The organism is Cryobacterium cryoconiti (assembly GCF_004403065.1).
Lineage (GTDB): Bacteria > Actinomycetota > Actinomycetes > Actinomycetales > Microbacteriaceae > Cryobacterium > Cryobacterium cryoconiti.
On sequence record NZ_SOHA01000005.1, the window covers coordinates 481,676 to 505,359 of the forward strand.

The 23,684-nt window shown below is 67.4% G+C and carries 21 protein-coding genes and 1 tRNA gene; 2 read left to right on the forward strand and 20 right to left on the reverse strand.

The features are described from left to right. Nucleotides 1-39: 39 nt before the first annotated feature. On the reverse strand, nucleotides 40-2,736 hold the full coding sequence (polA, locus tag E3T49_RS03670) for a DNA polymerase I (protein ID WP_134423537.1): 2,697 nt from the start codon (nucleotides 2,734-2,736) through the stop codon (nucleotides 40-42). Nucleotides 2,737-2,792: 56 nt separating this feature from the next. On the opposite strand from polA, the gene E3T49_RS03675 reads away from it, so the two are divergent. Next, nucleotides 2,793-3,224, forward strand: a complete 432-nt coding sequence (locus E3T49_RS03675; RefSeq protein WP_134423539.1) for a hotdog fold thioesterase — start codon at nucleotides 2,793-2,795, stop codon at nucleotides 3,222-3,224. 64 nt (nucleotides 3,225-3,288) lie between these two features. Here E3T49_RS03675 and E3T49_RS03680 read toward each other — a convergent pair whose 3' ends face one another. Further along, a complete protein-coding gene (locus E3T49_RS03680; protein WP_134423541.1) occupies nucleotides 3,289-3,894 on the reverse strand; it encodes an ANTAR domain-containing response regulator in 606 nt (201 codons plus the stop codon). A gap of 38 nt (nucleotides 3,895-3,932) precedes the next feature. Between E3T49_RS03680 and E3T49_RS03685 the strand changes: the two genes are divergently transcribed. After that, nucleotides 3,933-4,018: transfer RNA gene (locus E3T49_RS03685), tRNA-Leu, on the forward strand. A gap of 73 nt (nucleotides 4,019-4,091) precedes the next feature. Here the strand turns inward: E3T49_RS03685 and E3T49_RS03690 are convergent. The 18 genes from E3T49_RS03690 to rpe all read right to left on the reverse strand — a co-directional run bounded on the left by E3T49_RS03690 (nucleotide 4,092) and on the right by rpe (nucleotide 23,678). Next, entirely contained in the window at nucleotides 4,092-4,574 is a 483-nt protein-coding gene (locus tag E3T49_RS03690) for a hypothetical protein (protein WP_134423543.1), read from the reverse strand. Continuing rightward, nucleotides 4,567-5,613: a DUF6545 domain-containing protein gene (locus tag E3T49_RS03695; RefSeq protein ID WP_134423545.1), complete on the reverse strand. Its 1,047-nt coding sequence runs from the start codon at nucleotides 5,611-5,613 to the stop codon at nucleotides 4,567-4,569. The genes E3T49_RS03690 and E3T49_RS03695 overlap by 8 nt, the downstream gene beginning before the upstream one ends. Next, nucleotides 5,613-6,152: a hypothetical protein gene (locus E3T49_RS03700; protein ID WP_134423547.1), complete on the reverse strand. Its 540-nt coding sequence runs from the start codon at nucleotides 6,150-6,152 to the stop codon at nucleotides 5,613-5,615. The genes E3T49_RS03695 and E3T49_RS03700 overlap by 1 nt, the downstream gene beginning before the upstream one ends. Nucleotides 6,153-6,444: 292 nt before the next feature. Beyond that, nucleotides 6,445-7,890 (reverse strand): pyruvate kinase, encoded by a 1,446-nt coding sequence (pyk, locus tag E3T49_RS03705; protein WP_134423549.1) that lies wholly within the window; start codon nucleotides 7,888-7,890, stop codon nucleotides 6,445-6,447. 110 nt (nucleotides 7,891-8,000) lie between these two features. Then, the gene (locus E3T49_RS03710) at nucleotides 8,001-9,458 is read right to left on the reverse strand and encodes a glutamate synthase subunit beta (RefSeq protein WP_134423551.1); all 1,458 of its coding nucleotides are present in this window, start codon (nucleotides 9,456-9,458) and stop codon (nucleotides 8,001-8,003) included. Continuing rightward, nucleotides 9,451-14,028 carry a glutamate synthase large subunit gene (gene gltB, locus E3T49_RS03715; RefSeq protein WP_134423553.1) on the reverse strand — a complete coding sequence of 1,526 codons (4,578 nt, stop codon included), beginning with the start codon at nucleotides 14,026-14,028 and terminating at the stop codon, nucleotides 9,451-9,453. The genes E3T49_RS03710 and gltB overlap by 8 nt, the downstream gene beginning before the upstream one ends. 123 nt (nucleotides 14,029-14,151) lie before the next feature. After that, nucleotides 14,152-15,147 carry a prolipoprotein diacylglyceryl transferase gene (gene lgt, locus E3T49_RS03720; RefSeq protein WP_134423555.1) on the reverse strand — a complete coding sequence of 332 codons (996 nt, stop codon included), beginning with the start codon at nucleotides 15,145-15,147 and terminating at the stop codon, nucleotides 14,152-14,154. A gap of 50 nt (nucleotides 15,148-15,197) precedes the next feature. After that, nucleotides 15,198-16,013 (reverse strand): tryptophan synthase subunit alpha, encoded by an 816-nt coding sequence (trpA, locus tag E3T49_RS03725; protein WP_134423680.1) that lies wholly within the window; start codon nucleotides 16,011-16,013, stop codon nucleotides 15,198-15,200. 32 nt (nucleotides 16,014-16,045) lie between these two features. Further along, nucleotides 16,046-17,257 (reverse strand): tryptophan synthase subunit beta, encoded by a 1,212-nt coding sequence (trpB, locus tag E3T49_RS03730; protein ID WP_134423557.1) that lies wholly within the window; start codon nucleotides 17,255-17,257, stop codon nucleotides 16,046-16,048. A gap of 6 nt (nucleotides 17,258-17,263) precedes the next feature. Further along, the gene (gene trpC, locus E3T49_RS03735) at nucleotides 17,264-18,034 is read right to left on the reverse strand and encodes an indole-3-glycerol phosphate synthase TrpC (RefSeq protein WP_134423559.1); all 771 of its coding nucleotides are present in this window, start codon (nucleotides 18,032-18,034) and stop codon (nucleotides 17,264-17,266) included. Nucleotides 18,035-18,038: 4 nt separating this feature from the next. After that, complete coding sequence (locus E3T49_RS03740; protein ID WP_134423561.1) at nucleotides 18,039-18,263, reverse strand: DUF6704 family protein; 225 nt, start codon at nucleotides 18,261-18,263, stop codon at nucleotides 18,039-18,041. Nucleotides 18,264-18,362: 99 nt separating this feature from the next. Continuing rightward, nucleotides 18,363-19,016: a Trp biosynthesis-associated membrane protein gene (locus E3T49_RS03745; RefSeq protein WP_134423563.1), complete on the reverse strand. Its 654-nt coding sequence runs from the start codon at nucleotides 19,014-19,016 to the stop codon at nucleotides 18,363-18,365. Further along, nucleotides 19,017-20,555, reverse strand: coding sequence for an anthranilate synthase component I (locus E3T49_RS03750; RefSeq protein WP_134423565.1), 1,539 nt, complete (start codon nucleotides 20,553-20,555; stop codon nucleotides 19,017-19,019). A gap of 2 nt (nucleotides 20,556-20,557) precedes the next feature. After that, a complete protein-coding gene (gene hisI, locus E3T49_RS03755; protein WP_134423566.1) occupies nucleotides 20,558-20,989 on the reverse strand; it encodes a phosphoribosyl-AMP cyclohydrolase in 432 nt (143 codons plus the stop codon). A 33-nt stretch (nucleotides 20,990-21,022) separates the two neighbouring features. Next, the gene (gene hisF / locus E3T49_RS03760) at nucleotides 21,023-21,784 is read right to left on the reverse strand and encodes an imidazole glycerol phosphate synthase subunit HisF (RefSeq protein WP_134423567.1); all 762 of its coding nucleotides are present in this window, start codon (nucleotides 21,782-21,784) and stop codon (nucleotides 21,023-21,025) included. A 30-nt stretch (nucleotides 21,785-21,814) separates the two neighbouring features. Beyond that, the gene (hisG, locus tag E3T49_RS03765) at nucleotides 21,815-22,654 is read right to left on the reverse strand and encodes an ATP phosphoribosyltransferase (protein ID WP_134423568.1); all 840 of its coding nucleotides are present in this window, start codon (nucleotides 22,652-22,654) and stop codon (nucleotides 21,815-21,817) included. Between the two features lie 79 nt (nucleotides 22,655-22,733). Further along, nucleotides 22,734-22,997 (reverse strand): phosphoribosyl-ATP diphosphatase, encoded by a 264-nt coding sequence (locus E3T49_RS03770; RefSeq protein WP_134423569.1) that lies wholly within the window; start codon nucleotides 22,995-22,997, stop codon nucleotides 22,734-22,736. 12 nt (nucleotides 22,998-23,009) lie between these two features. After that, entirely contained in the window at nucleotides 23,010-23,678 is a 669-nt protein-coding gene (gene rpe / locus E3T49_RS03775; protein ID WP_134423570.1) for a ribulose-phosphate 3-epimerase, read from the reverse strand. Nucleotides 23,679-23,684: the final 6 nt, after the last annotated feature.

The window sequence follows — 23,684 nt, forward strand, 5'->3', positions numbered from 1 at the left end:
GCCCGGGCCCCCGCATTCGGGAGGCCGGGCCGGCGAGGTCTAGTGGGCCGCGGCATCCCAGTTGTCGCCGCGCCCGACCTGCACGTCGAGTGGCACCAGCAGGTCCGCGGCGGTCTCCATCTGGTGCGTCACGAGCTGGCGCAGGGCGTCCCACTCCCCCGTGGCCACCTCGAAGATCAGTTCGTCGTGCACCTGCAGCAGCATCCGCGACTCCAGGCCCCCCTCGGCCAGGTCCTCGGCGATCCCATTCATCGCGATCTTCATGATGTCGGCCGCCGAGCCCTGGATCGGCGCGTTCAGGGCCGCACGCTCGGCGTTCTCCCGCACCATCCGGTTCGCGCTGTGCAGTTCGGGGAACGGGCGGCGACGGCCGAAGATGGTGGCCGTGTAGCCGTCCATCTTCGCCTGCTCGACCACGTTGCGCAGGTAGTCGCGCACGGCGCCGAAGCGCGCGAAATAGTCGGTGATCAGCTGCTTGGCTTCCTTCGTGTCGATCCGCAGCTGCCGGGACAGCCCGAAGGCGCTCAGTCCATACGCAAGGCCGTAGGACATGGCCTTGACCTTGGAACGCATCTCGTTCGTGACGTCCTCCGGGGCAACCCCGAACACGCTCGCCCCGACGAACCGGTGGAGGTCCTCTCCGGCGTTGAAAGCCTCGATCAGGCCCGGGTCCCCGGAGAGGTGCGCCATGATGCGCATCTCGATCTGCGAGTAGTCGGCGGTGAGCAGGCATTCGGCCCCGTTTCCGGCCTGGAAGGCGGCACGGATGCGACGCCCCTCCTCGGTACGCACGGGGATGTTCTGCAGGTTGGGGTCGGTGGAGGAGATCCGCCCGGTGGCCGTTCCGATCTGCACATAGGTGGTGTGGATGCGGCCCGTCTCGTCGACGGCCTTGTCCAGCGTCTCCACGATCTGGCGCAGCTTGGTGGCGTCGCGGTGCTGCAGCAGCATGTCGAGGAACGGATGCGGGTTGCTGGCCTGCAGGTCGGCGAGGGCCCCGGCATCCGTGGAGAACCCGGTCTTGTTCGCCCGGGTCTTGGGCATGCCGAGCTGGTCGAACAGCACCTCCTGCAGCTGCTTGGGTGAGCCGAGGTTCACCTCGCGGCCGATCTCCGCGTAGGCGCCGGCCGCCAGCCCGGCGGCGCGCTCACCCAGCTGGGCGGACAGGGCGGACAGCTGCTCGTGCGACACGGCCACGCCGGCCAGTTCCATGTCGGCCAGGGCCAGCAGGGTGGGCATCTCGATGGCGGTGAGGACTTCGCGCGACCCGTCGTCGAGCAGTGCGTCGATGGCGGCGGCGACGCGGACGGTGTACCAGGATTCCACCGGCACGCCTCCGGCCTCGTTCTCCTCCGGGATCAGCTGGTTGGGATCGCTGACTGGAAGGGTCTCGTCGAGGTAGCGCGTGACGAGGGAGGCGAGGGTCTTGTCCGGCACCCCCGGACGCAGCAGCCAGGCCGCGACCAGGGTGTCGAACACCAGGCCGGAAAAGGGCAGGTTGCTGCGGCGAAGAGCCTTGATCTGACTCTTGGCATCGTGCATGATCTTGGGTGCATCACTGGCCAGCCAGGCCTCGAACGCAAGGTAATCGGCACGTCCGGGCTGCCAGGGCAGGCTGACGGACTCGGAAGGGCCGGACAGGCCGAAGCCGATGGCCCGCCCGTCCTGCACCTCCACGCACAGTCCGATCCCCTGCGGGCAGGTGGCTCCGACACGGGCGATCCAGGCACCCAATTCCTCGTCGAGCAGGTCCTGGGCGAGCGGAGCCTGGGGGGCGGCCACGACGGCCACCTCGGCAACCGCTGCGGCTGAACCCGCAACGCCGCCCGGGGCGTCACCGCCGCCAGCGCCCTCGAGCTTGATCACCCTCTCGAGCAGGGTGCGGAACTCGAGCCGGCCGAACACATCGCGCACGGCCGGTTCGTCGATGGCGCGCCGGATGAGTTCGGGAAGTTCCACCGGGAGGTCGAGGTCGGTGACCAGGTGGTTGAGGCGGCGGTTGCGGATCGCGTTCTCTTTCTGCTCGCGCAGGTTGTTGCCGACGACGCCCTTGATCTCGTCCGCGTGTTCGAGGATCCCGTCGAGGCTGCCGTAGAGGCCGAGCCACTTCACGGCGGTCTTCTCCCCCACCTTGGAGATGCCGATCAGGTTGTCGCTGGTCTCGCCGACCAGGGCCGCGACATCCGGGTACTGGGCCGGCTCGATGCCGTACTTCTCCTTCACCCGGGCCGGGTCGTACCGGGTGAGTGCCGAGACTCCCTGGCTGGCCGGGTAGAGCAGGGTCACGTTCTCGTTGACCAGCTGGATCGTGTCCCGGTCCCCGGAGACCACCAGGACGTGGAAACCCTCCTGGTTGCCGCGCACGGACAGGGTGGCCAGGATGTCGTCGGCTTCGTAGTCTTCCTTGGTCAGCGTCGTGATGTTCATCGCGGCCAGGGCCTCCTGCAGGAGCGGCACCTGCCCGATGAACTCGCTCGGCGTGCTGGCCCGCGTGCCCTTGTAGTCGGCGTATTCGCGGGTGCGGAAGGAGAACCGCGAGATGTCGAAGGCCACGGCGATATGCGTGGGCTTCTCATTGCGCAGCAGGCTGAGCAGCATGGACAGGAAGCCGTGGATGGCGTTGGTGTGCTGCCCGTCGTGGGTCTGGAAACTGTCCACGGGGAGGGCATGGAACGCCCGGTAGGCCAGGGAATGGCCGTCGATGATCATCAGGGTAGGCTTTTCGAAATCTGACACAGAGACAGCCTACAAGCGTCATCCGATGCGGGCCGGTGCAGCGACCGAAGGTGAATATGATCCAGCAGACAACGGATGCCCTTGAGTGGCTCCACCAGCGGGGAGCCGGCTCCCTGGCCGAAAAGATGGGAATCGAGTTCGTCGAGTTCACCATTGAACGGGCTGTCGCGCGCATGCCGGTCGAGGGCAACACGCAGCCCGCGATGCTCCTGCACGGCGGCGCCTATGTGGTCCTCGGCGAGTCGCTCGGCTCGATGGCGGCCAATCTGCATGCCGGCCCTGGGCGACTGGCGGTGGGGATCGAGATCAACGCCACGCACACCCGGTCGGCGACGTCGGGCTTCGTCACGGGTGTGTGCACCCCGGTGCACCTGGGCCGGACCCTGACGACCCACGAGATCGCCGTCACGGACGATCAGGGCCGACGCTGCTCGACGATCCGGATCACGAATCTGATCAAGGACCTGCCGAACCGCCCGCAGTCTTAAACGAAAGGCCGAGCAGACCGCCGGGAGGCGGGTCTGCTCGGCCGATGACGACGGAGTGCTGGTGCTACTTCTTGGCGCTCAGCTGCTCGATGATCGCCTGAGCGACGTCGTGCATGGTGAGCCGGCGGTCCATGGACGCCTTCTGGATCCACCGGAACGCCTCGGGTTCGGTGAGCCCCATCTTCTCGTTCAGCAGCCCCTTGGCCCGGTCGACGAGCTTGCGGGTCTCGAAGCGCTCGACCAGGTCGGCCACCTCGGCCTCGAGGGTGATGATCTGGCTGTAGCGCGACAGGGCGATCTCGATGGCGGGCAGCAGGTCGTTCGGAGTGAACGGCTTGACCACGTAGGCCAGCGCGCCGGCCTCTGTCGCACGCTCGACGAGCTCCTTCTGGCTGAACGCGGTGAGCAGCACGACGGGGGCGATGTGCGCCTTGGTGATGCGCTCGGCTGCAGAGATGCCGTCGAGCTGAGGCATCTTGACGTCCATGATGACCAGGTCGGGCCGCAGCTCGGTGGCGAGGGCGACAGCGGTTTCTCCGTCGCCGGCTTCGCCCACCACCTCGAACCCGGCATCGCGGAGGATTTCGACGATGTCGAGGCGGATCAGGGACTCGTCCTCGGCAACGACAACGCGGCGAGGAGGTACTGGGGTTGAATCTTGGTCGGTCACGGCTCAAAGCCTACGGTATTCTGATGCAGGTGTTGTGAGCCGGTGTGGCGGAATGGCAGACGCGGAGCACTCAAAATGCTTTGTTCGAAAGGACGTGTGGGTTCGAGTCCCACCACCGGTACCAACACCTCGTTTAGAAAATCCCTGTTCAAAGGGGTTTCCCCAGTCTCGGGGATCCCTCGGGGATCCCTCGGGGATCAGCTGTCGGCTTGCTGAAGCGTGGTGTCGCCGCCCTGCATGTCTTCTTCCAACAGGGCCGTGATCGACCGCAGCGTTTCCGGTGAGACATCGCCGAGAGTGCGTGCCGCGAAGCTGACGACGCGCCTGGCGCGCAGGCTCCTCACGAATGCGAGCTGGGAATCGACGCGCTCCGGCAGGTCGTCGTCGGATCCGAGCAGGTATTCCGGCGGAATGCGGAAGAACTCGCCGATGCCGGTGAGCAGGTCGACGTCGGTGACGAGCGGCCCGTCCCCCGTGATCATGTACGCCCAGCGGGCACGGGAGAGGGACAGTCCGCGGTCCTGAAGCCCGGCTGCGATCTGCTTGTAGGTGTGCGGCGTATTCCCCTCGGCGACGACCACGTCGAGCAGAAGGTTCAATTTACGTGCCAGCTCCCGCTGAGGGCTGATCGTTCGGTCGGTCACTGACGAGGCTTCGGCGTCCACTCGGGAATCACTCATGATTATTCGGTCCGCTCGAGATTCTCTGTTGTGTGACGCTGACGGGGGAAGCGAAGGCGGGAGGCCGGGTGCGCACGTGGTCCTCGACCTGGTCGATCAGCCTTTGTTCGCCCGCAGACAGGTGCTGGCCGGGCTCGAGGAGCATGCTGTCCCGGATCTCGACATAGCGCCGGTACAGGTGGGCGCCGGGGCTCCGCACGACGAGAAGGCCGGGCCGGGACAGGTGGCGCTCAATGCTGAGCTCCGGGGACCCGGCCAGGACGCGTTCCCACAGCGGGGTGACCCGCCAGAGCAGCCGCCGGTCCTGAACCGCGTTCCCGGTGAACCGGATCGAATCGACCGCTGCGGTCAGACTCAATCCGACAGCGAGGCTGATCAGGGCCCCGAGCAACGAAAGCTGATACAGGAACAGGAGCCACCCCGAGAACACGAAGGAACCCAGGGTCAGCGATGCGGCGGCGCTGCCCAGGCTGATCATCGTGTAGACCAGAATCCAGAAGCAGCCGAACACCAGAGACCCGAGTGCGATCCGCGTGACGGTACGGCGCTGAGTGCGCCGATCGCTCAGGCACGCGACGGCCACCGATACGGAGAAGAAAGCCATCGTGATCCAGGTGGACGCGGCGTACAGGGCATAGTCGACCCGTGACAGGAAGGGCTGTCGGATGTCATCTGTCAGGTGCCAGTCGCCGCCGAAGAACAGAATGGCCTGCACGAGAATTATCGACCCGGCGAACACGGCAGTGGCCCGCATTCGTCGACGAGTCAGTCCGTGGGGTGCGATGGCCTCCTGCACGAGGTTGCTGACGAGCGCCACGGAGATGATCGCGGTCGCGTGGAAGATGAAGTACGTGACGTGAACGCCGCCGATGAGAGGGTCGATCCGGTAGTACACGACATCCGGCTGGAGGGTGAGCGTCGTGGCGAGGGCGCTGAGCACCCAGAACAACAATCGGCGCTGTCCACGCACGAAGGAGGGGACACAGACCGCGACAGCGACCCAGAGGACGACCGACACGGTCACGAGGATGACCTGCATCACAGCACCCGCCCGAAGCCGGTGCGTGGGCCGTTGGCCGCGTCTGCGCTGTCGCGCAGCATGATCAGGGCCAGCCGGTCACCGATCGCCTCAGCCAGGGCCTCCTGCTCGTCGGTGAAGTTGCTGCGGGACAACGCATAGGCAATGGAATCGAGCGGGATGAGCGGCGCGAGCATCGCCACCCGTTCCTCCGGTACGAGCACGGTGTCGTGCCGGAGGATCATGTGCCCGAACTCGTGGTTGATGAACTGCTGCCGGTGAACCGCCGAGTCGGTCGGTGCATGGTGGATGCGCTCGAAGTTCTCCCCCGCCACCGCGATCCACAGGCCGCAGACGCCGGATTCGAGAAGCCGAGGACTCGCAGCGCGAATGACGATCGGCTTGCCGCGCAGGCCCTCCATGTGGCGATGGAGTGTCACCGCCGTCAACGGAGAGGGCAGGGCGAGGGCATCCACGAGCTCGCGCGCCCGCTCCCTGCGTGTTTCGTAACTCAGGCTGGATTCCCCACTCGACGGCGCCAGCACCCCCTTCGGGGGCATGGGGCGAACGTTAGACATGTCCAACAGGTGATAACGTGAACCCTGATCGAACATGTCTACGCTACCGGGTCGGGGGACCTGCGCAAGCCAGAAGACGATCGGTCATGCACCATCGCGGAGTATACGCGCACAGCCTCATGGGCGGCACCGAAGGGGAACAGGGTGCCGCCCGGGGGCGGTGGGTACGAGCGGCAGGTCCGCGCGATGGGTCCGCTGGTTTCCAGCCTGCGCCGGGTACGAGAAAGCCCCGCCCTCCGTGATTCACGGATGGCGGGGCTTTTCCGGGCCGAGGCTAGCTCTTGGCGTAGGCCGGGTGAACTTCATTGTGGGCATCGCCGACGCGGTGCACACGGATGTCGTTCGTGGAACCGGCGATTCCGGGAGGGGAACCGCTGATGACGACGACCTTGTCACCGAGCTGGGCCAGACCCTGGCCGAGCAGGATGTCATCGACCTGACCGAACATGGCGTCCGTGTGCGTGACACGGTCGACCAGGTACGTCTGGATGCCCCAGGTGAGGGCCAGGCGCCGACGGATGCCGGCCTCCGGGGTGAAGGCCAGCATGGGGATCTTCGAGCGCAGACGGGACATCCGTCGGGCCGAGTCACCGGACTCCGTGAAGATGCAGAGGAACTTCGCCTCGACGAACTCGGCGACCTCGATGGCGGCGAGGGTGATCGCGCCACCCTGGGTGCGCGGCTTGTTCGTCAGCGGAGCAATGCGCTCCAGACCGTGGTCCTCGGTCGACGCGACAATGCGCGCCATCGTCTGGACCGTCACGACGGGGTATTCGCCGACGCTGGTCTCGCCACTGAGCATGACCGCGTCCGCACCGTCGAGCACGGCGTTGGCGACGTCGGACGTCTCCGCGCGAGTCGGGACCGGGCTGTGGATCATGGACTCGAGCATCTGCGTCGCCACGATGACCGGCTTGGCCATGCGGCGCGCCAGCTCCACGGCGTGCTTCTGCACGATCGGAACGGCCTCGAGGGGCAGTTCGACACCCAGGTCGCCACGAGCGACCATGATGGCGTCGAACGCGTCGACGATTCCCTCAAGGTTCTCGACGGCCTGCGGCTTCTCGATCTTGGCGATCACGGGAACGCGACGGCCTTCTTCTTCCATGATTTCGTGCACGCGGGTGATGTCGGCGGCGTCGCGAACGAACGACAGGGCGATCAGGTCCGTGCCGAGGCGGAGGCCCCAGCGCAGGTCTGACTCGTCCTTCTCGGACAGGGCCGGCACATTCACGGCAACGCCGGGAAGGTTGATGCCCTTGTTGTTCGAGACGGGGCCGGCAACGATGACCGTGGTCGTCACGACGGTGTCGTTCGTGGCGACAACCTCGACCTTGACCTTGCCGTCGTCGATCAGCAGGAAGTCGCCCGGCTTGACGTCCTGGGGCAGGCCCTTGTACGTCGTACCGGAGATCTCCTTGGTGCCGAGGATTTCTTCCGTGGTGATCTTAAAAATGTCTCCGACGGCCAGGTCGTAAGGGCCGCCCTCGAACTTGCCGAGACGGATCTTCGGTCCCTGCAGGTCGACCATGACGGCGACGGCGCGACCGGAATCGTTCGCCGCTTTGCGTACATTCGCATAAACACCCTCGTGGACTTGGTAGTCCCCATGGCTGAGGTTCATCCGGCAAACGTCGACTCCGGCATCGATGAGGGCTCGGATCTGGTCGTAGCTGGAAGCTGCCGGCCCGAGGGTGGCAACAATTTTGGCGCGTCTCATGCTGAAAAAGCTCCGGTTTCCGCGCTGTATTGGCGCATGTTCACTGTTGATGGGTGGGAGACCACGAGGTGGTGGATCTCTTGGAATTGAATCACTGGATCAGCGACCAATCAGATTGCGAAGGCATGATCGGTCGGCTTGACCGGTGCAGGCAGTTGCGTCTCGCCTTCGAGGAATTTGTCGACTGCTGCCGCGGCAGCACGGCCCTCGGCGATCGCCCAGACGATGAGCGACTGGCCACGGCCGGCATCACCAGCCACAAACACGCCCTCGTGACTGGTCTGGTAATTAACGTCACGCTCGACATTACTCCGCCCATCGACCGGCACGTGCAGCTGTTCGGTCAGCTCGCGCGACTCGGGGCCGGTGAAACCCATGGCCAGGAGCACCAGGTCCGCGGGGATCTCCCGCTCCGTGCCTGCCTTCGGCACGCGGCGTCCGTCCAGGAACTCGGTTTCCGCCACGCGAATGGCGCGCACCTCGCCGGCCTCGTTGGCCAGGAATTCGACCGTCGACACCAGGAATTCCCGGTTGCCACCCTCCTCGTGGGCGCTCGACACCTCGAACAGGGTGGGTGACAACGGCCAGGGCTGGTGCTCGGGTCGTTCGGTTCCGGGCTGACGCCCGATGGCGAGATTGGTGACGGATGCCGCGGACTGGCGGTGCGCCGTTCCGATGCAGTCCGCGCCGGTGTCGCCGCCGCCGAGCACGACCACGTGCTTGCCCTCCGCGGTGATCTGCTGGTCCACCGTGTCGCCGGCCCCGACCCTGTTCTGCTGCACCAGGTATTCCATGGCGAAGTGCACGCCGGGCAGGTCACGCCCGGGGATAGGCAGGTCGCGGGGAACCATGGCGCCCGTGGCGACCACAACGGCGTCGTAGCGGGCCCGGAGGTCGTCCCAGGTGATGTCCTCACCGATCGTGACGCCCGCCCGGAAGCGGGTGCCCTCGGCGGTCATCTGGGCCAGCCGGGTCTCGAGGTGCTTCTTCTCCATCTTGAAGTCGGGGATGCCGTAACGCAGCAGTCCGCCGATCCGGTCGTCCCGTTCAAAGACGGCGACCGTGTGACCGGCCCGGGTGAGCTGCTGGGCGGCAGCGAGGCCGGCCGGCCCCGAGCCGACCACGGCGACGGTCTTGCCGGTCAGGCGCCCCGGGGGCTGGGGCTGCACCCATCCGTTGGCGAACGCCTGGTCGATGATCGAGACCTCGACCTGTTTGATGGTGACCGCCGGCTGGCTGATGCCGAGCACGCAGGCCGATTCGCACGGCGCCGGGCACAGACGGCCGGTGAACTCCGGGAAGTTGTTGGTGGAGTGCAGCCGTTCGATCGCCTGCCGCCCTTCGCCGCGCCAGGTGAGGTCATTCCATTCCGGGATGATGTTGCCCAGAGGGCAACCCTGCTGGCAGAACGGCACACCGCAGTCCATGCAGCGGCCGGCCTGGCGCTTCAGCATGGCGGAGTCGCGCTGTTCGTAGACCTCTTTCCAGTCCATCAGGCGCACGGACACGGGACGGCGGGGCGGGAGCTCCCGCTCCGTCGTCTTCAGGAATCCCTTCGGATCAGCCATTGGTTGCCTCCAAGATGCGGTTCCAGACGACGACGCCGTCGGGGTCGAGCCCCTCCGTGACGGCGGTCTGCCTGGTTGCCAGGACGGCCGCGTAGTCGCGCGGCAGTACCTTGACGAAAGTGGACATGGTGGTGTCGAGATCGTCCAGCAGCCGGGCCGCCAGGGCGGACTCGGTCTGGTCCCGATGCTGTTCGAGCAGGTCGCGCACGATCTCGCGATCCGCGCTGCCGAGCGGCAGCAGCGTGAGCTCGCCGGAATCGAGGGCCTGACGGTTGACGTTCTCGGTGGTGAGCCCGTAGACGTAGGCGGTTCCACCCGACATGCCGGCCCCGAGGTTGCGCCCGGTGCCGCCCAGGATGACAGCCAGTCCCCCGGTCATGTACTCGAGGGCGTGGTCGCCGACACCCTCCACCACGGCAGTGGCGCCGGAGTTGCGCACCAGGAAGCGTTCGCCCACGATGCCGCGGATGAACATGCTGCCCTGCGTGGCGCCGTATCCGATCACGTTGCCGGCGATCACGTTCTGCTCCGCCTTGAACAGGCTGCCTCGGTCGGGTCGCACGGTGATCTGGCCACCCGAGAGCCCCTTGCCGACATAGTCGTTGGAGTCGCCCTCCAGCCGCAGGATGATCCCGCTGGGCAGGAACGCGCCGAAGGACTGGCCGGCGCTTCCCGTGAGGGTGACGTCGATGGAGCCGGACGGCAGGCCGTTCTCGCCGTGACGAACGGTGACCTCGTGCCCGAGCATGGTGCCCACGGCGCGTTCGGTGTTGCGGATGGGCAGCGACATGGTGATCTGGCCACCGTGCTCCAGAACACTGGCGCTCTGGCGGATCAGTTCGTTGTCGAAGTGAAGGTCGAGCTCGTGTTCCTGCGCCCGCCCGGATTGACGGGGTTCGCCCGCGGAGAAGTCCGGGCCGACCAGGATCGGCGACAGGTCGAGGCCTGAGGCCTTCCAGTGAGTCAGGGCACCGTTGACGTCGAGCACCTCGCGGTGGCCGATGGCCTCCTCCAGGCTGCGGAACCCGAGTTCAGCGAGATATTCGCGCACCTCCTGGGCGATGAACTCGAAGAAGTTGACCACGTGCTCGGCCTTGCCCGTGAAGCGCTTGCGCAGTTCGGGGTTCTGCGTGGCCACGCCGACCGGGCAGGTGTCCAGATGGCAGACCCGCATCATGACGCAGCCCTCAACGATCAGCGGAGCCGTGGCGAAACCGAACTCCTCCGCGCCGAGCAGGGCGCCGATGATGACGTCGCGACCGGTCTTCAACTGGCCGTCGACCTGCAGCACGACGCGGTCCCGCATCCCGTTCAGCATCAGGGTCTGCTGGGTCTCGGCCAGGCCGAGCTCCCAGGGTGTGCCGGCGTGTTTGAGGGAGTTCAGCGGGCTGGCCCCCGTTCCGCCGTCATGGCCGGAGATCAGGATCACGTCGGACAGCGCCTTGGCCACGCCCGCGGCCACCGCGCCGATCCCCGACTGGCTGACGAGCTTGGTGTGGATGCGCGCGGACGGGTTCGCCCGCTTCAGGTCGAAGATCAGCTGTTTGAGATCTTCGATCGAGTAGATGTCGTGGTGCGGGGGCGGCGAGATCAGGCCGACGCCGGCGGTTGCGTGCCGGGTGCGCGCGATCCACGGGTAGACCTTGGTGGGCGGCAGCTGGCCGCCCTCGCCGGGCTTGGCACCCTGGGCAAGTTTGATCTGGATGTCGTCGGCGTGCGACAGGTACATGCTGGTCACGCCGAACCGTCCGGATGCGACCTGCTTGACCGCGCTGCGCCGCTCCGGGTCGAGCAGACGGTCGAGGTCCTCGCCGCCCTCACCGGTGTTGGACTTGCCTCCGAGGCGGTTCATCGCGATCGCAAGGGTTTCGTGCGCTTCGGCGGAGATGGAACCATAGCTCATCGCGCCCGTCGCGAACCGCTTCACAATGGCGGAGACCGGTTCGACCTCGTCCAGCGGAACGGGGTGCCGCTTGCCGCTGGTGAAGGTGAACATACCGCGCAGGGTCATCAGGCTCGACGCCTGGTCGTCGACGAGCTTGGTGTACTCCCGGAAGATGTCGTACCGACGGGTGCGGGTGGAGTGCTGCAGCCGGAAGATGGTGTCCGGGTTGAACAGGTGCGGTGAGCCGTCGCGGCGCCACTGGTATTCCCCGCCGGTGGCCAGACGCTCGTGGGCGGTGACCGCCGCATCCTCCGGGTAGGCGGCCCGATGGCGGGCCTCGTTCTCGGTCGCGATGACATCGATGCCGACACCGCCGAGCTTGCTGGTCGTGCCCGTGAAGTACTGGTCGACGAATTCCTGGCTCAGGCCCACAGCTTCGAAGGTCTGCGCGCCCGCATAGGAGGAGACGGTCGAGATGCCCATCTTGGACATGATCTTGAGCACGCCCTTGCCGAGGGCCTTGATCACGTTGTGCACGGCCTGTTCCGGGGTGCCGGTCGTGATGTAGCCGCTGCGCACCAGGTCCTCGCAGGTCTCCATCGCGAGGTACGGGTTGACGGCGGAGGCGCCGTAGCCGATCAGCAGCGCGACGTGGTGAACCTCCCGCACGTCGCCGGCCTCGACTACGATTCCGACCTTCATCCGGTTCTCGGTGCGGATCAGGTGGTGATGCACCGCGGCGATCATCAGCAGCGACGGGATGGGCGCCAGGTCTTTGTTGGAGTCCCGGTCGGACAGGACGAGGAACATCGCGCCGTCCTCGATGGCCGCGTCGGCCTCGGCGCACATCGCGGTGATGCGCGCCGCGAGGGCGTCCGGCCCGTCTTCGAACCGGTAGAGACCACGGATGGTCGTCGTGGTGCGGCTGCCGGGCGCGGTGTCGATGTGCTGGATCTTGGCCAGCTCGTCATTGTCGATCACGGGGAAGTCGAGCACGACCTGACGGGCGTGCTCGGGGCCTACCGAGAGCAGGTTGCGCTCCGGGCCGAGCCCGAGCTTGAGCGAGGTGACGACCTCCTCGCGGATCGAGTCGAGCGGCGGGTTCGTCACCTGGGCGAACTGCTGGGTGAAATAGTCGAACAGCAGCCGGGGACGTTCGCTGAGCACGGCGATGGGTGTGTCGGACCCCATGGCGCCGAGCGGTTCCCCGCCGAGGCGCGCCATCGGCGCGAGCAGGATCCGCACCTCTTCTTCGGTGTAGCCGAATGTGCGCTGGCGACGAACCACGGATGCCGGCGGGTGCACGATGTGCTCCCGGTCGGGCAGGTCCTTGAGGTTGATCCGGCCGGCGTCCAGCCAGGTTCCCCACGGCTCGCTGGCGGCAAGGTCGGCCTTGATCTCATCGTCTTCGATCAGGCGGCCGGCGACGGTGTCGACGAGGAACATCTTGCCGGGGCGCAGGCGGCCCTTGCGCACGACGCGACTGGGGTCGATGTCGAGCACGCCGATCTCGCTGGCGAGCACGACGAGGCCGTCGTCGGTGATGAGGTAGCGGCCGGGACGCAGACCGTTGCGGTCGAGGGTGGCACCGACAAGGGAACCGTCCGTGAACACGATCGCGGCCGGACCGTCCCACGGCTCCATCAACATGGAGTGGTACTCGTAGAACGCCCGTCGCTCCTCGTCGAGGTCGGTCTGGTTCTCCCAGGCCTCGGGCACCATCATCATGACGGCGTGCGGGAGGGAGCGCCCGGACAGGCTGAGCAGCTCGACCACCTCGTCGAAGGACGCCGAGTCGCTGCCGCCGGGGGTCACGATGGGCAGGAGCGGGTTCAGGTCCCCGAGCAGCTCGGATTCGAGTTGGGACTGGCGGGCCTGCATCCAGTTGCGGTTTCCCTGCACCGTGTTGATCTCACCGTTGTGGGCGATCATGCGGAACGGCTGGGCGAGCGGCCAGGACGGGAAGGTGTTGGTGGAGTAGCGGGAGTGAACGAGTGCGAGCTTCGAGACGAAGAGCGGGTCGGACAGGTCAGGGTAGAACGGCTCCAGCTGCAGCGTCGTCACCATGCCCTTGTAGACCATGGTGCGGCAGGACAGCGAGGCGAAGTAGATCGCCAGCTCCCGTTCGGCCCGCTTGCGCAGCCGCAGGGCCTGGCGGTCGAGGGCGATGTCGCCGAGCGTCTGACCGTCCTCGGTCGTGCGGCTGCTCTGCACGAAAAGCTGCTGGATGGCCGGCATGGCCGCGCGGGCGAGGTTGCCTACCTCGTCGGGGCGCACGGGGACCTCGCGCCAGCCCAGGACCACCAAACCCTCGTCCTGGGCGATCCGGTTGATCTGGCGCTTGATGGCGCTCCGGGCGGTGGGATCGGTGGGCAGGAACACGTTGCCGACGGCGTACCGGCCCATCTCGGGCAGAGCGAACTCGGTCACCGTCCGCAGGAATTCGTCCGGGATCTGTGTGATGATTCCCGCGCCGTCGCCGGTACCGGCATCCGAGCCGACCGCACCACGGTGCTCGAGGTTGCGCAGCGCATCGAGTGCGAGCGTGATGATGTCATGCCCGGCGGTGCCGCGCAGGGTGGCGACCATGGCCAGGCCACAGGCGTCCCGTTCGTCGGCCGGGTTGTAGAGGCCCTGCGGCTTCGGCACGCTGCTGAAGCGCGAGAAGAGGGGTGTTTGCGGCATTGGACCGTCCTCACGAAAGTAACTGGCAAGTGGGGACAACGCTGGCCCGCTCAGGTAGACATTTGCGCGGCGGCCCGTCATACCGGGTCACAAGCCGTGGAACAGGTTGAAGGTTACCTGAGCCTAGAGGCGCGAGTTGCTGGTGCTTGTGGCTGCAACGTTGTTCTCATCGGCGGGTGGCACGGCGTCATCACCGTGATTCGCCGGGTCCGAATCAAACTCTTCAGATTCTACCTCAGGGTCGAGGCCCTTCCACTCGCGGCCCGGTACGTACACGCTCACCGGGAGCCCGGTGTGGCGACGACTCTGCACCACGATGAGGATGATCCCGATCAGGATTGCCGCATAGGCAGCCCACACGTTGGTGCGGATGCCGAAGAACATCTCGCTCGGGTCGACCCGGATCGACTCGAAGAAGCTGCGGCCGAGGCCATACCAGATCAGGTACACGCCGAAGGCCTTGCCCCAGTGCAACGCAACCTTGCGTTCGATCGCGAGGATCAGGACGACGCCGACCACGTTCCAGATCATCTCGTACAGGAAGGTGGGGTGGAACAGTGTCTCCGGGGGCAGGCCGATCGGGAAAGCGGGGTTGGCGGCCGAGATCTCCAGGCCCCAGGGCAGGTCGGTGGGAAGACCGAAAAGCTCCTCGTTGAACCAGTTGCCAAGTCGCCCCATGGCCTGCGCCACGAGCATTCCAGGCGCAAGGGCGTCGGCGAAGGCCCAGAAACGGATGCCGGACATCCGGCAGCCGATGTACGCGCCGACGGCACCGCCCAGAAGAGCACCGAAGATGGCGTTGCCGCCCTCCCAGATCGCGAAGACGTCCCACAGGTTGGCACCGTCGTAGAAGTAGTCCCCAGGGTGGGTGAGCACATGGTAGATGCGGGCGCCGACGATCCCGAGCGGAACGGCCCAGAGGATGATGTCGAGCACCACGCCCGGCTCGCCGCCCTGCTTCGTCAGCCGGCGGGAGGTCATGACGGTGGCGGCGATGATCCCGGCCAGGATGCAGAGGGCATAGGCGTGGATGGTGAACGGGCCGAGGGTGAAGGAGCTCCATTCGGGGCTCGGGCTCGGGAGGCTCAGAAGAACAGACACCTGGGGACTACCTTTCATCGTGACGCCGGACACTCTGCAGTGGCCGAGACCGCCTCGGTCAACTTACCTTAGCTGTGCGGGACTGCGCTGGCTGGCCGGATATCCCGGGCGCCGGCGGCCAGGTCTCGGGCGAGCGCGGCGACGGCCGGGACTCCCCCGTCGGACAGAGCCTTGACGAGTGCGGAACCGACGATGGCGCCGTCGGCGTAGGCCAGGATCTCGCGGACCTGCTCGGGGGTGGAGATGCCGAGGCCCACACAGGCGCTGGTGGACCCGGCTTCCCGGAGACGATCGACGAGCACGCGGGCGGCGGAGTCGACGTCGCCACGGGCACCCGTGATCCCCATGGTGGAGACCGCGTACACGAAGCCGCGGCTCGCATCCACTGCCTGCCGCAGTCGCTCGTCGGAGGAGGAGGGTGCAGCGAGGAAGACCCGGTCCAGGCCGGTGCGCGTGCTCGCGGCCACCCAGGCGGCCGAGTCGTCGGGGATCAGGTCGGGCGTGATCAGTCCGGCGCCGCCGGCGGCGAGCAGGTCGTCGGCGAACCGGTCGACGCCGTACTGCAGGATGGGGTTCCAGTAGGTCATCACCAGAACGGGAACGTCAACCTGGGCGGTGATCGCCGCAACGGCCTCGATCCCGTGCCGGAGGCGGAACCCGTTGGCGAGGGCCTGCTGGGTCGCTGCCTGGATCACCGGGCCGTCCATCACGGGGTCGGTGTAGGGCAGCCCGAGTTCGAGGATGTCGACGCCGCTGTTCGCGATGGCGACTGCAGCGTCGATGCTCTCACTGAGGGTCGGGAAACCCACCGGCAGGTAGCCGATCAGGGCACCGCCACCCTCGGTGCGACGGCGCGCGATGGTCGCCTCGACCGTGCTCGACATTCCGGTGGCCGGGTCGTGACCTGTGTCGGTGCTCATGACTGTTCCGCGCCTTTGTCGAGCAGGTCGAAGTACCGACCCGCGGTTTCCATGTCCTTGTCGCCGCGACCGCTGAGGTTCACCAGGATGGTGGCGTCCGGGCCGAGCTGCTTGCCCAGTTCGAGCGTGCCGGCAAGGGCGTGCGCGGACTCGATGGCGGGGATGATGCCCTCGGTGCGGCTGAGCAGCCGCAGGGCGCTCATCGCCTCGTCGTCGGTGACCGGCAGGTACGTGACCCGTCCGATGCTGGCGAGCCAGGCGTGCTCGGGCCCGACCCCCGGGTAGTCGAGGCCCGCGGAGATCGAGTGCGACTCCACAGTCTGCCCGTCCTCGTCCTGGAGCAGGAGACTGCGGGCGCCGTGCAGGACGCCGGGGCGCCCCTTGGTGATCGTCGCCGCGTGACGGAGGGTCTCCGCTCCGTCTCCGCCGGCCTCATAGCCGAACAGGGCCACCTCCGGGTCGTCGAGGAAGGCGTGGAAGATGCCCATGGCGTTCGACCCGCCGCCGACGCAGGCGGTGACCGCGTCGGGGAGGCGCCCGGTGAGGTCGAGGACCTGCTGGCGGGCTTCTTCGCCGATGATCTTCTGGAAGTCGCGAACCATGGCGGGGAACGGGTGCGGGCCCGCGACCGTTCCGAAGATGTAGTTGGTGGTCTCGACGTTGGTGACCCAGTCGCGCATGGCGTCGTTGATCGCGTCTTTGAGGGTTCGCGACCCGGTCTTGACCGCGACGACCTCGGCGCCGAGGAGGCGCATCCGGGCCACGTTCAGGGCCTGTCGCTCGGTGTCGACCTCGCCCATGTAGACCACGCAGTCGAGCCCGAACAGGGCGGCGGCCGTCGCGGCGGCCACTCCGTGCTGGCCGGCTCCGGTCTCGGCGATCACGCGGGACTTGCCGATGCGCTTGGTGAGCAGCGCCTGGCCGAGCACGTTGTTGATCTTGTGGGATCCGGTGTGGTTGAGGTCTTCCCGCTTCAGGATGATGCGGGCGCCTCCGGCGTGCGCGGCGAACCGGGGCACCTCGGTGATCAGCGACGGCCGACCGGTGTAGGTGCGGTGCAGTTCCATCAGTTCGGCTGCGAAGGCCGGGTCCTGCCGAGCCAGTGTGTACTCGTTGGTGAGCTCGTCGAGGGCCGCGACGAGGGACTCCGGCACGAACCTGCCGCCGAAGTCGCCGAAGTACGGGCCTGCTTCTGTTCTGAGGGACATTGACATTTATACCGCCAGGAATTCGGAGAGCGTGCGGATGGGATCGTTCGTGACGAGGGCCTCGCCGACCAGCACGATGTCGGCGCCGGCGGCACGGTAGTGCGCCACGTCAGACGCGGTCTTCACGGCGGACTCGGCAACGCGAACCACGCCGGACGGAATCTGGTCGGCGAGTCGACCGAACAGGTCCTGGTCGAGCTGGAACGTGGAGAGGTCGCGGGCATTGACCCCGACGAGGCTCGCGCCGATGGAGACGGCACGGTCGACCTCCTCGGCACTGTGCGTCTCGACCAGTGCGGTCATGCCGAGCTGACGGATGAGATCGTGCAGGGACACCAGGGTGGCCTGGTCGAGAGCCGCGACAATGAGCAGCACCATGTCGGCGCCGGCCGCCCTGGCCTCGAAGACCTGGTAGGGCAGTCCGATGAAGTCCTTACGCAGGACCGGGATTCGCACGGCCGAGCGCACCTGCTCCAGGTCGGACAGCGACCCCAGGAACTTGCGGCCCTCGGTGAGCACGCTGATCGCGCTCGCACCGCCGAATTCGTAGGACACGGCGAGGGCGGCAGGGTCGGAGATCTCGGCCAGGGTGCCACGCGACGGGCTGGCTCGCTTGACCTCCGCGATGATCTTGACCCGGTCGGCGGGAGCGAGCACCGAGAGGGCGTCGATCGCGGGCGGGCGGGCGAGGGCTGCAGCCTCGACGACGGAGAACGGGCGGGCGGCCCGGCGCTGGTCAGCGTCGGCGACGGCCCCGGCTAGAAGGTCAGACAGCACTCGACTAGTGGCCCTGGTGCGAAGAGTCGGCTACGCCGTAGCCGACTTTGGACAGAATCCAGCCGACCAGCAGTCCGACCACGAGCAGACCGGCAGAGGCCCAGACGAGCCACGGAATCACCAGGAAGAAGGCGACGGTGCCGATGGTGATGGCCAGAAGCATGATGGTGACGGCGGTCCAGGCCGCGATCGAATGGCCTTCGCCTGGATCTACCGATTCGAAGCTCATGGTTCTCCTTTTGTGCGTTGACTGACAGAACAAGTCTAGCGGCCTCGCGCTTCACCGGCCTGCCCGGGAAGCCGGTGAAACCGGGAATACGGTCCGGGTTCAGCGCGGCGCGGTGGGGTCTTCGCCGCGGCTCAGGCCGTCCCAGTCGTCGACGGCGTCCCGTTCCGGCCCGGTTCCGGTTCCGGTTCCGGCTCCGGCTCCGGCTCCGACGCCCGGATCGCCTGCGTCGACGGGTTCGAAGCGCACGGCCTGATAACGGGACGTCGGCCCGGGCCAGCGGCGGGCGGTGACCAACACCGAGACTCCCGCCCCGGCCATGACCACGCCGGCGAGGAGAGCCACGAACGGCCACGGCGTCACCGAGGCCGAGACGACGGCGTCGACGACCGACTCGGTGCCGGAGATCCCGGTGGCATCGGTGACCGCGCCGGCGCTGGCCGTGGCCGGGTCGGTGATCGCCAGGAAGGCGGACAGCGAAACGGAGAAGCCGAGCAGCACCTCGAGCACGCCGAGGACCAGGCGGATGACGGGACCGGCGATGCTCAACGCCCCGGCCAGGGCCATGCCGGCCAGCGCCAGAGCGGTGACGCCGGGTGCGGCGGTGGCGCCCGCGACCTCGAGGGTCTGCCGGGCCGCCCCTGATTGCGCCACGTCGGCGTTCACCCACGGCTGCGTCCAGGCCAGCAGGGCGAGCCCGCTGGCAGCGAGGACCACAAGGATGTGCGTGAGCTTGACGCGCCGTGCCGATGCCACCTAACGCACCCGCTTCATGGCGTTCGCGACCGCGACCGCGCGGAGGGGCGCCGCCGCTTTGTTCTGCGACTCCTGAAATTCGGAGACCGGGTCGGAGTCGGCGACGAGCCCACCGCCGGCCTGAACCCGGGCCACGCCGCCCATGATGGTGGCGGTGCGGATGGCGATGGCCAGGTCGGCGTCACCGGCGAACCCGAAGTAGCCGACCACTCCCCCGTAGACGCCGCGCTGGGTGGGCTCGAGGGCGTCGATGATCTCCAGGGCGCGCGGTTTCGGCGCTCCGGAGAGGGTCCCGGCCGGGAAGGTGGCGCGGAAGACGTCGATGGCGGACCGGCCCGGCAACAGGTTGCCCTCCACCGAGGAGACCAGATGCATGATGTGGCTGAACCGTTCGATCCGCATGAACTCGGTCACCTCCACCGACCCGGCGGCGCACACCTTGAGCAGGTCGTTGCGGGCCAGGTCGACGAGCATCAGATGCTCGGCGCGTTCCTTGGCGTCGCCCGCGAGCTCGGCTTCGAAGTCGGCGTCGGCTTCCGGGGTCGCGCCGCGTGGCTTCGACCCGGCGATCGGATGCGTGAACACCCGGTCGTTCTGCACCTTGACCAGGGCCTCGGGCGAGGAGCCCACGACCCAGTAGGTTTCCCCGTCCGTGGATTCCAGGCTCAGCAGATACATGTACGGCGAGGGGTTGAGGCTGCGCAGCACCCGGTAGACGTCGATCGGGTCGGCCGTGCAGTCCTGGTCGAACCGCTGCGAGATGACCACCTGGAACACGTCGCCGTCGACGATGTGCTCCTTGGCGACGTCGACCGCGGCGAGGAAATCCTCGCGGCGGGTGCGGTGGGTCGGAGACGCGGGCGTGGACAGGTCGACTTCGGCGAGCCAGGCCTCCGAGGGTTCGGCCAGGCGGGCCTGCAGGGCGTCCAGGCGGGCCTGCGCGGCCGCCCAGAGGGCATCCGTCTCGTCGTGGCCGTCATTGAGCACGTTGGCGATGAGCTGCACCGTGCCGTACTTGTGGTCGATCACGACGAGGTCGGCGACGAAGCTGAAGGCCTGACCGGGCACGTCATAGTCGGCCGTCGGTCGGTTGGGCAGCCGTTCGATCTGGCGGATGGCCTCCCAGCCGATGAAGCCGACGAGGCCGCCGGTCAGGGGTGGCTGGCCGGGCATTCGCGGGGTTTCCCAGCGCTCGTAGAGGGCCGCTAGGGCTGCCAGCGGGCCGAGGCCGACTGCGGCGCCGAGGGCCCGTTCGGCCGAGAGGCCGTAGTCGAGCCAGCGGGTCTCGTCGCCCTGCTGGGTGAGCACACCGAACGAGGACACCCCGACGAAGGAGAACCGGGACCAGATTCCGCCCTGCTCGGCGGATTCGAGCAGGAAGCTGCCGGGCTGGCCCGCCGCGAGCTTGCGGTAGATGCCCACCGGAGTCTCACCGTCTGCGAAGAGTTCACGCACCACCGGGATCACCCGGTGGCCGGAGCTCAGGTTCGCGAACTGCTCGGCGGTCGTCGACGCGGTGTTGGAGCTGTTCGGTGCCATGGTCAGTCCTTCGGCTCGTCGGCGGAGGCCGGATCGGTGGATGTCGGGTCAGCTGCCGCCTCGGCCTCGGGGCGCGTGCCGGTGACGACGTCGATGCCGCGCCCGTCGAAGCAGGTGCGGGCACCCGTGTGGCAGGCGGCCCCGACCTGGTCGGCCTGCACGAGGAGGGTGTCGGCGTCGCAGTCGAGGGCGGCCGACTTCACGTACTGGGCGTGGCCGGAGGTGTCGCCCTTGCGCCAGAATTCCTGGCGGCTGCGGGACCAGAACGTCACGCGCCCCTCGCTGAGGGTGCGGCGCAGCGCTTCCCGGTTCATCCAGCCGAGCATGAGAACCTCACCGGTGTCCCACTGCTGGATCACAGCCGGCAGCAGGCCGTCGGAGTTGAACACGGCCCGGGCCAGGGCGTCGTCGGAGGCGGAGAGCAGGTCGGTCATCGGGGAGCCGTTTCGGTTGTGAGGGAACGCAAATCAGCGCACGGGCATTCCGGCGTTTCGCAACTCCGCCTTGACGTCGCCGACGGTGAGCTGACCGCTGTGGAAAACGGATGCCGCGAGCACGGCGTCCGCTCCGGCCGCGATCGCCGGGGGGAAGTCTTCGACGCGGCCGGCGCCGCCGGATGCGATCACCGGAACACTGCTCAGGGCGCGCATCAGCGTGATCAGTTCGAGGTCGAAGCCGGCCTTCGTGCCGTCGGCGTCGATGGAGTTGACGAGCAGCTCGCCGACCCCGAGTTCGATGGCGGTGCGCGCCCAGGCGAGGGCGTCCAGGTCGGTTTCGGTGCGGCCGCCGTGGGTGGTGACGACGAAACCGGACTCGGTGCGCCCGCTGCGCTTGACGTCGAGTGAGAGCACCAGCACCTGAGAGCCGAACCGGTCGGCGATCTCGCCGATCAGGGCCGGCCGCCGGATGGCGGCGCTGTTCACACCCACCTTGTCGGCGCCGCTGGCCTGCAGCCGCGACACGTCCTCGACGGTGCGGATGCCGCCGCCCACCGTGAGCGGGATGAACACCTGCTCGGCGGTGGCGCGCACGACGTCGTAGGTGGTGGCGCGGTTGTCGACCGTGGCGGTCACGTCGAGGAAGGTGAGCTCATCGGCGCCCTGCTCGTAGTAGCGGCGGGCGAGTTCGACCGGGTCGCCCGCGTCGCGCAGGTTCTGGAAGTTCACGCCCTTCACCACGCGGCCGTCGGCCACGTCGAGGCAGGGGATCACCCGCACCGAAAGACTCACGATCGTGCCTCCATTGTGTGTCGTCGCCCGTTACAGCCGGGCGTTGTGGATGGAGCTGATCAGGATGGCGCGCGCTCCGAGTTCGTAGAGGGCGTCCATGACGTGGTTGGTGTTCAGGCGCGGGATCATGACCCGCACGGCGACCCACTCCGGGTCGTGCAGGGACGACACGGTGGGCGACTCGATACCGGGAGCCAGGAGGCAGGCATCGTCGAGGAGGACCTGCGGGATGTCGTAATCCATCAGCACGTACTGGCGGGCCACGAGCACGCCCTGCAGCCGACGCAGGAGCGTCGCGATGCCGGGTTTGTCGTTCTCGGAGCTGATCAGCACCGCGGTGGACTGCAGGATGACCGGGCCGAAGATCTCGAGGCCGGCCTTGCGCAGGGTGGACCCGGTGGACACGACGTCGGCGACGGCATCCGCCACGCCCAGCTGCACGGCGGATTCGACCGCGCCGTCGAGGGTGACCAGGGTGACGCTGACGTTGTGCTCGGCGAGGAATGCCTCGACGAGTCCGGGGTAGCTGGTGGCGACGCGGAGGCCGGACAGGTCGGCCAGGGCGGTGAAACGACCGGCGGGGCCGGCGAACCGGAAGGTGGAGTCGCCGAAGTCGAGGCTGGCGATCTCCTGCGCGGTGGAGCCCGAGTCGAGCAGCAGGTCGCGACCGGTGATACCGACGTCGAGGGCGCCGGAGCCGACGTAGGTGGCGATGTCACGGGGTCGCAGGTAGAAGAATTCCACGTCATTGTGCGGGTCGGAGACGACGAGGTCGCGGGGGTCGCGGCGGCCGGTATAGCCTGCCTCGAACAGCATCTGCGCGGCGGTTTCGGACAACGAGCCCTTGTTGGGCACGGCAATTCTCAGCATTTCAGTACTCTCTGCGTCTTCAGGCTCTGGCAAAATCAAGTCTCACGGGCGTGACCGGGGCGATGCGCTCTCGGATGCGTCACAGATGCCGGTACAGGTCGGCAGGGCTCAGGCCCTTCGCCAGCATCATCACCTGCACGTGGTAGAGCAGCTGGCTCATCTCGGCGGCGGTTTCGTCGTCGCTCTGGAATTCGGCGGCCATCCACACCTCGGCTGCCTCCTCGACGATCTTCTTGCCGATGGCATGCACGCCGGCGTCGAGTTCGCGAACGGTCCCCGAGCCGTCGGGGCGGGTACGTGCTTTGTCGCTCAGTTCAGCGAACAGTTCGTCGAAAGTCTTCACCTGTCTAGGGTACTAGTGCGAGTGCTGGTGTTCGGTCGCGGCGGCGCGCAGCCGGGCGATCTGCTTCGCGGGGTCCGCGGCGTTGAACACGCTGGACCCGGCCACGAACGTGTTGGCACCGGCCTCGGCGGCGATCACGATGGTGTCCTCGGTGATGCCGCCGTCGACCTGCAGCCACACGTCCAGTCCGGTCTTCTTCACCGCCTCCGACAGGGTGCGGAGCTTGCGCATGGTGGACGGCATGAAGCTCTGCCCGCCGAAACCGGGTTCGACGGTCATCACGAGCACCTGGTCGAATTCGGGCAGCAGCTCCAGGTACGGTTCGACGGCCGTGCCGGGCTTGAGCGCGATGCCGGCCCGGGCTCCGATGGACCGCAGTTTGCGGGCCAGCCCGACCGGATTGGTCGTGGCCTCCGCGTGGAAGGTGACCGAGAACGCGCCTGCCTCCGCGTAGCCGGGCGCCCAGCGTTCGGGGTTCTCGATCATCAGATGCAGGTCGAACGGCAACGGGGAAATCTGGGCGAGGCGGTCGACGACGGGGGGCCCGAACGTCATGTTGGGCACGAAATGGTTGTCCATGATGTCGACGTGCACCAGGTCCGCGGTGCGGATGCGCCCCAGGTCCCGTTCGAGATTCGCGAAATCGGCGGCGAGGATGCTGGGGTTTATCCGGGTGACCATGCTTTC

Coding starts and splice junctions, on each gene's coding strand:
- rpe (WP_134423570.1), bottom strand. CDS start 23,678: ATGGTCACCCGGATAAACCCCAGCATCCTCGCCGCCGATTTCGCGAAT.
- E3T49_RS03710 (WP_134423551.1), bottom strand. CDS start 9,458: ATGGCTGATCCGAAGGGATTCCTGAAGACGACGGAGCGGGAGCTCCCG.
- hisG (WP_134423568.1), bottom strand. CDS start 22,654: ATGCTGAGAATTGCCGTGCCCAACAAGGGCTCGTTGTCCGAAACCGCC.
- trpA (WP_134423680.1), bottom strand. CDS start 16,013: ATGTCGAGCACGGTCGAGGCGACCATCGCGCGCCGTCGCACCGAGGGT.
- E3T49_RS03675 (WP_134423539.1), top strand. CDS start 2,793: ATGATCCAGCAGACAACGGATGCCCTTGAGTGGCTCCACCAGCGGGGA.
- hisI (WP_134423566.1), bottom strand. CDS start 20,989: ATGACCGACCTGCTCTCCGCCTCCGACGACGCCCTGGCCCGGGCCGTG.
- gltB (WP_134423553.1), bottom strand. CDS start 14,028: ATGCCGCAAACACCCCTCTTCTCGCGCTTCAGCAGCGTGCCGAAGCCG.
- lgt (WP_134423555.1), bottom strand. CDS start 15,147: ATGAAAGGTAGTCCCCAGGTGTCTGTTCTTCTGAGCCTCCCGAGCCCG.
- E3T49_RS03690 (WP_134423543.1), bottom strand. CDS start 4,574: ATGAGTGATTCCCGAGTGGACGCCGAAGCCTCGTCAGTGACCGACCGA.
- E3T49_RS03740 (WP_134423561.1), bottom strand. CDS start 18,263: ATGAGCTTCGAATCGGTAGATCCAGGCGAAGGCCATTCGATCGCGGCC.
- E3T49_RS03700 (WP_134423547.1), bottom strand. CDS start 6,152: ATGCCCCCGAAGGGGGTGCTGGCGCCGTCGAGTGGGGAATCCAGCCTG.
- pyk (WP_134423549.1), bottom strand. CDS start 7,890: ATGAGACGCGCCAAAATTGTTGCCACCCTCGGGCCGGCAGCTTCCAGC.
- E3T49_RS03750 (WP_134423565.1), bottom strand. CDS start 20,555: ATGGCACCGAACAGCTCCAACACCGCGTCGACGACCGCCGAGCAGTTC.
- E3T49_RS03695 (WP_134423545.1), bottom strand. CDS start 5,613: ATGCAGGTCATCCTCGTGACCGTGTCGGTCGTCCTCTGGGTCGCTGTC.
- trpB (WP_134423557.1), bottom strand. CDS start 17,257: ATGTCCCTCAGAACAGAAGCAGGCCCGTACTTCGGCGACTTCGGCGGC.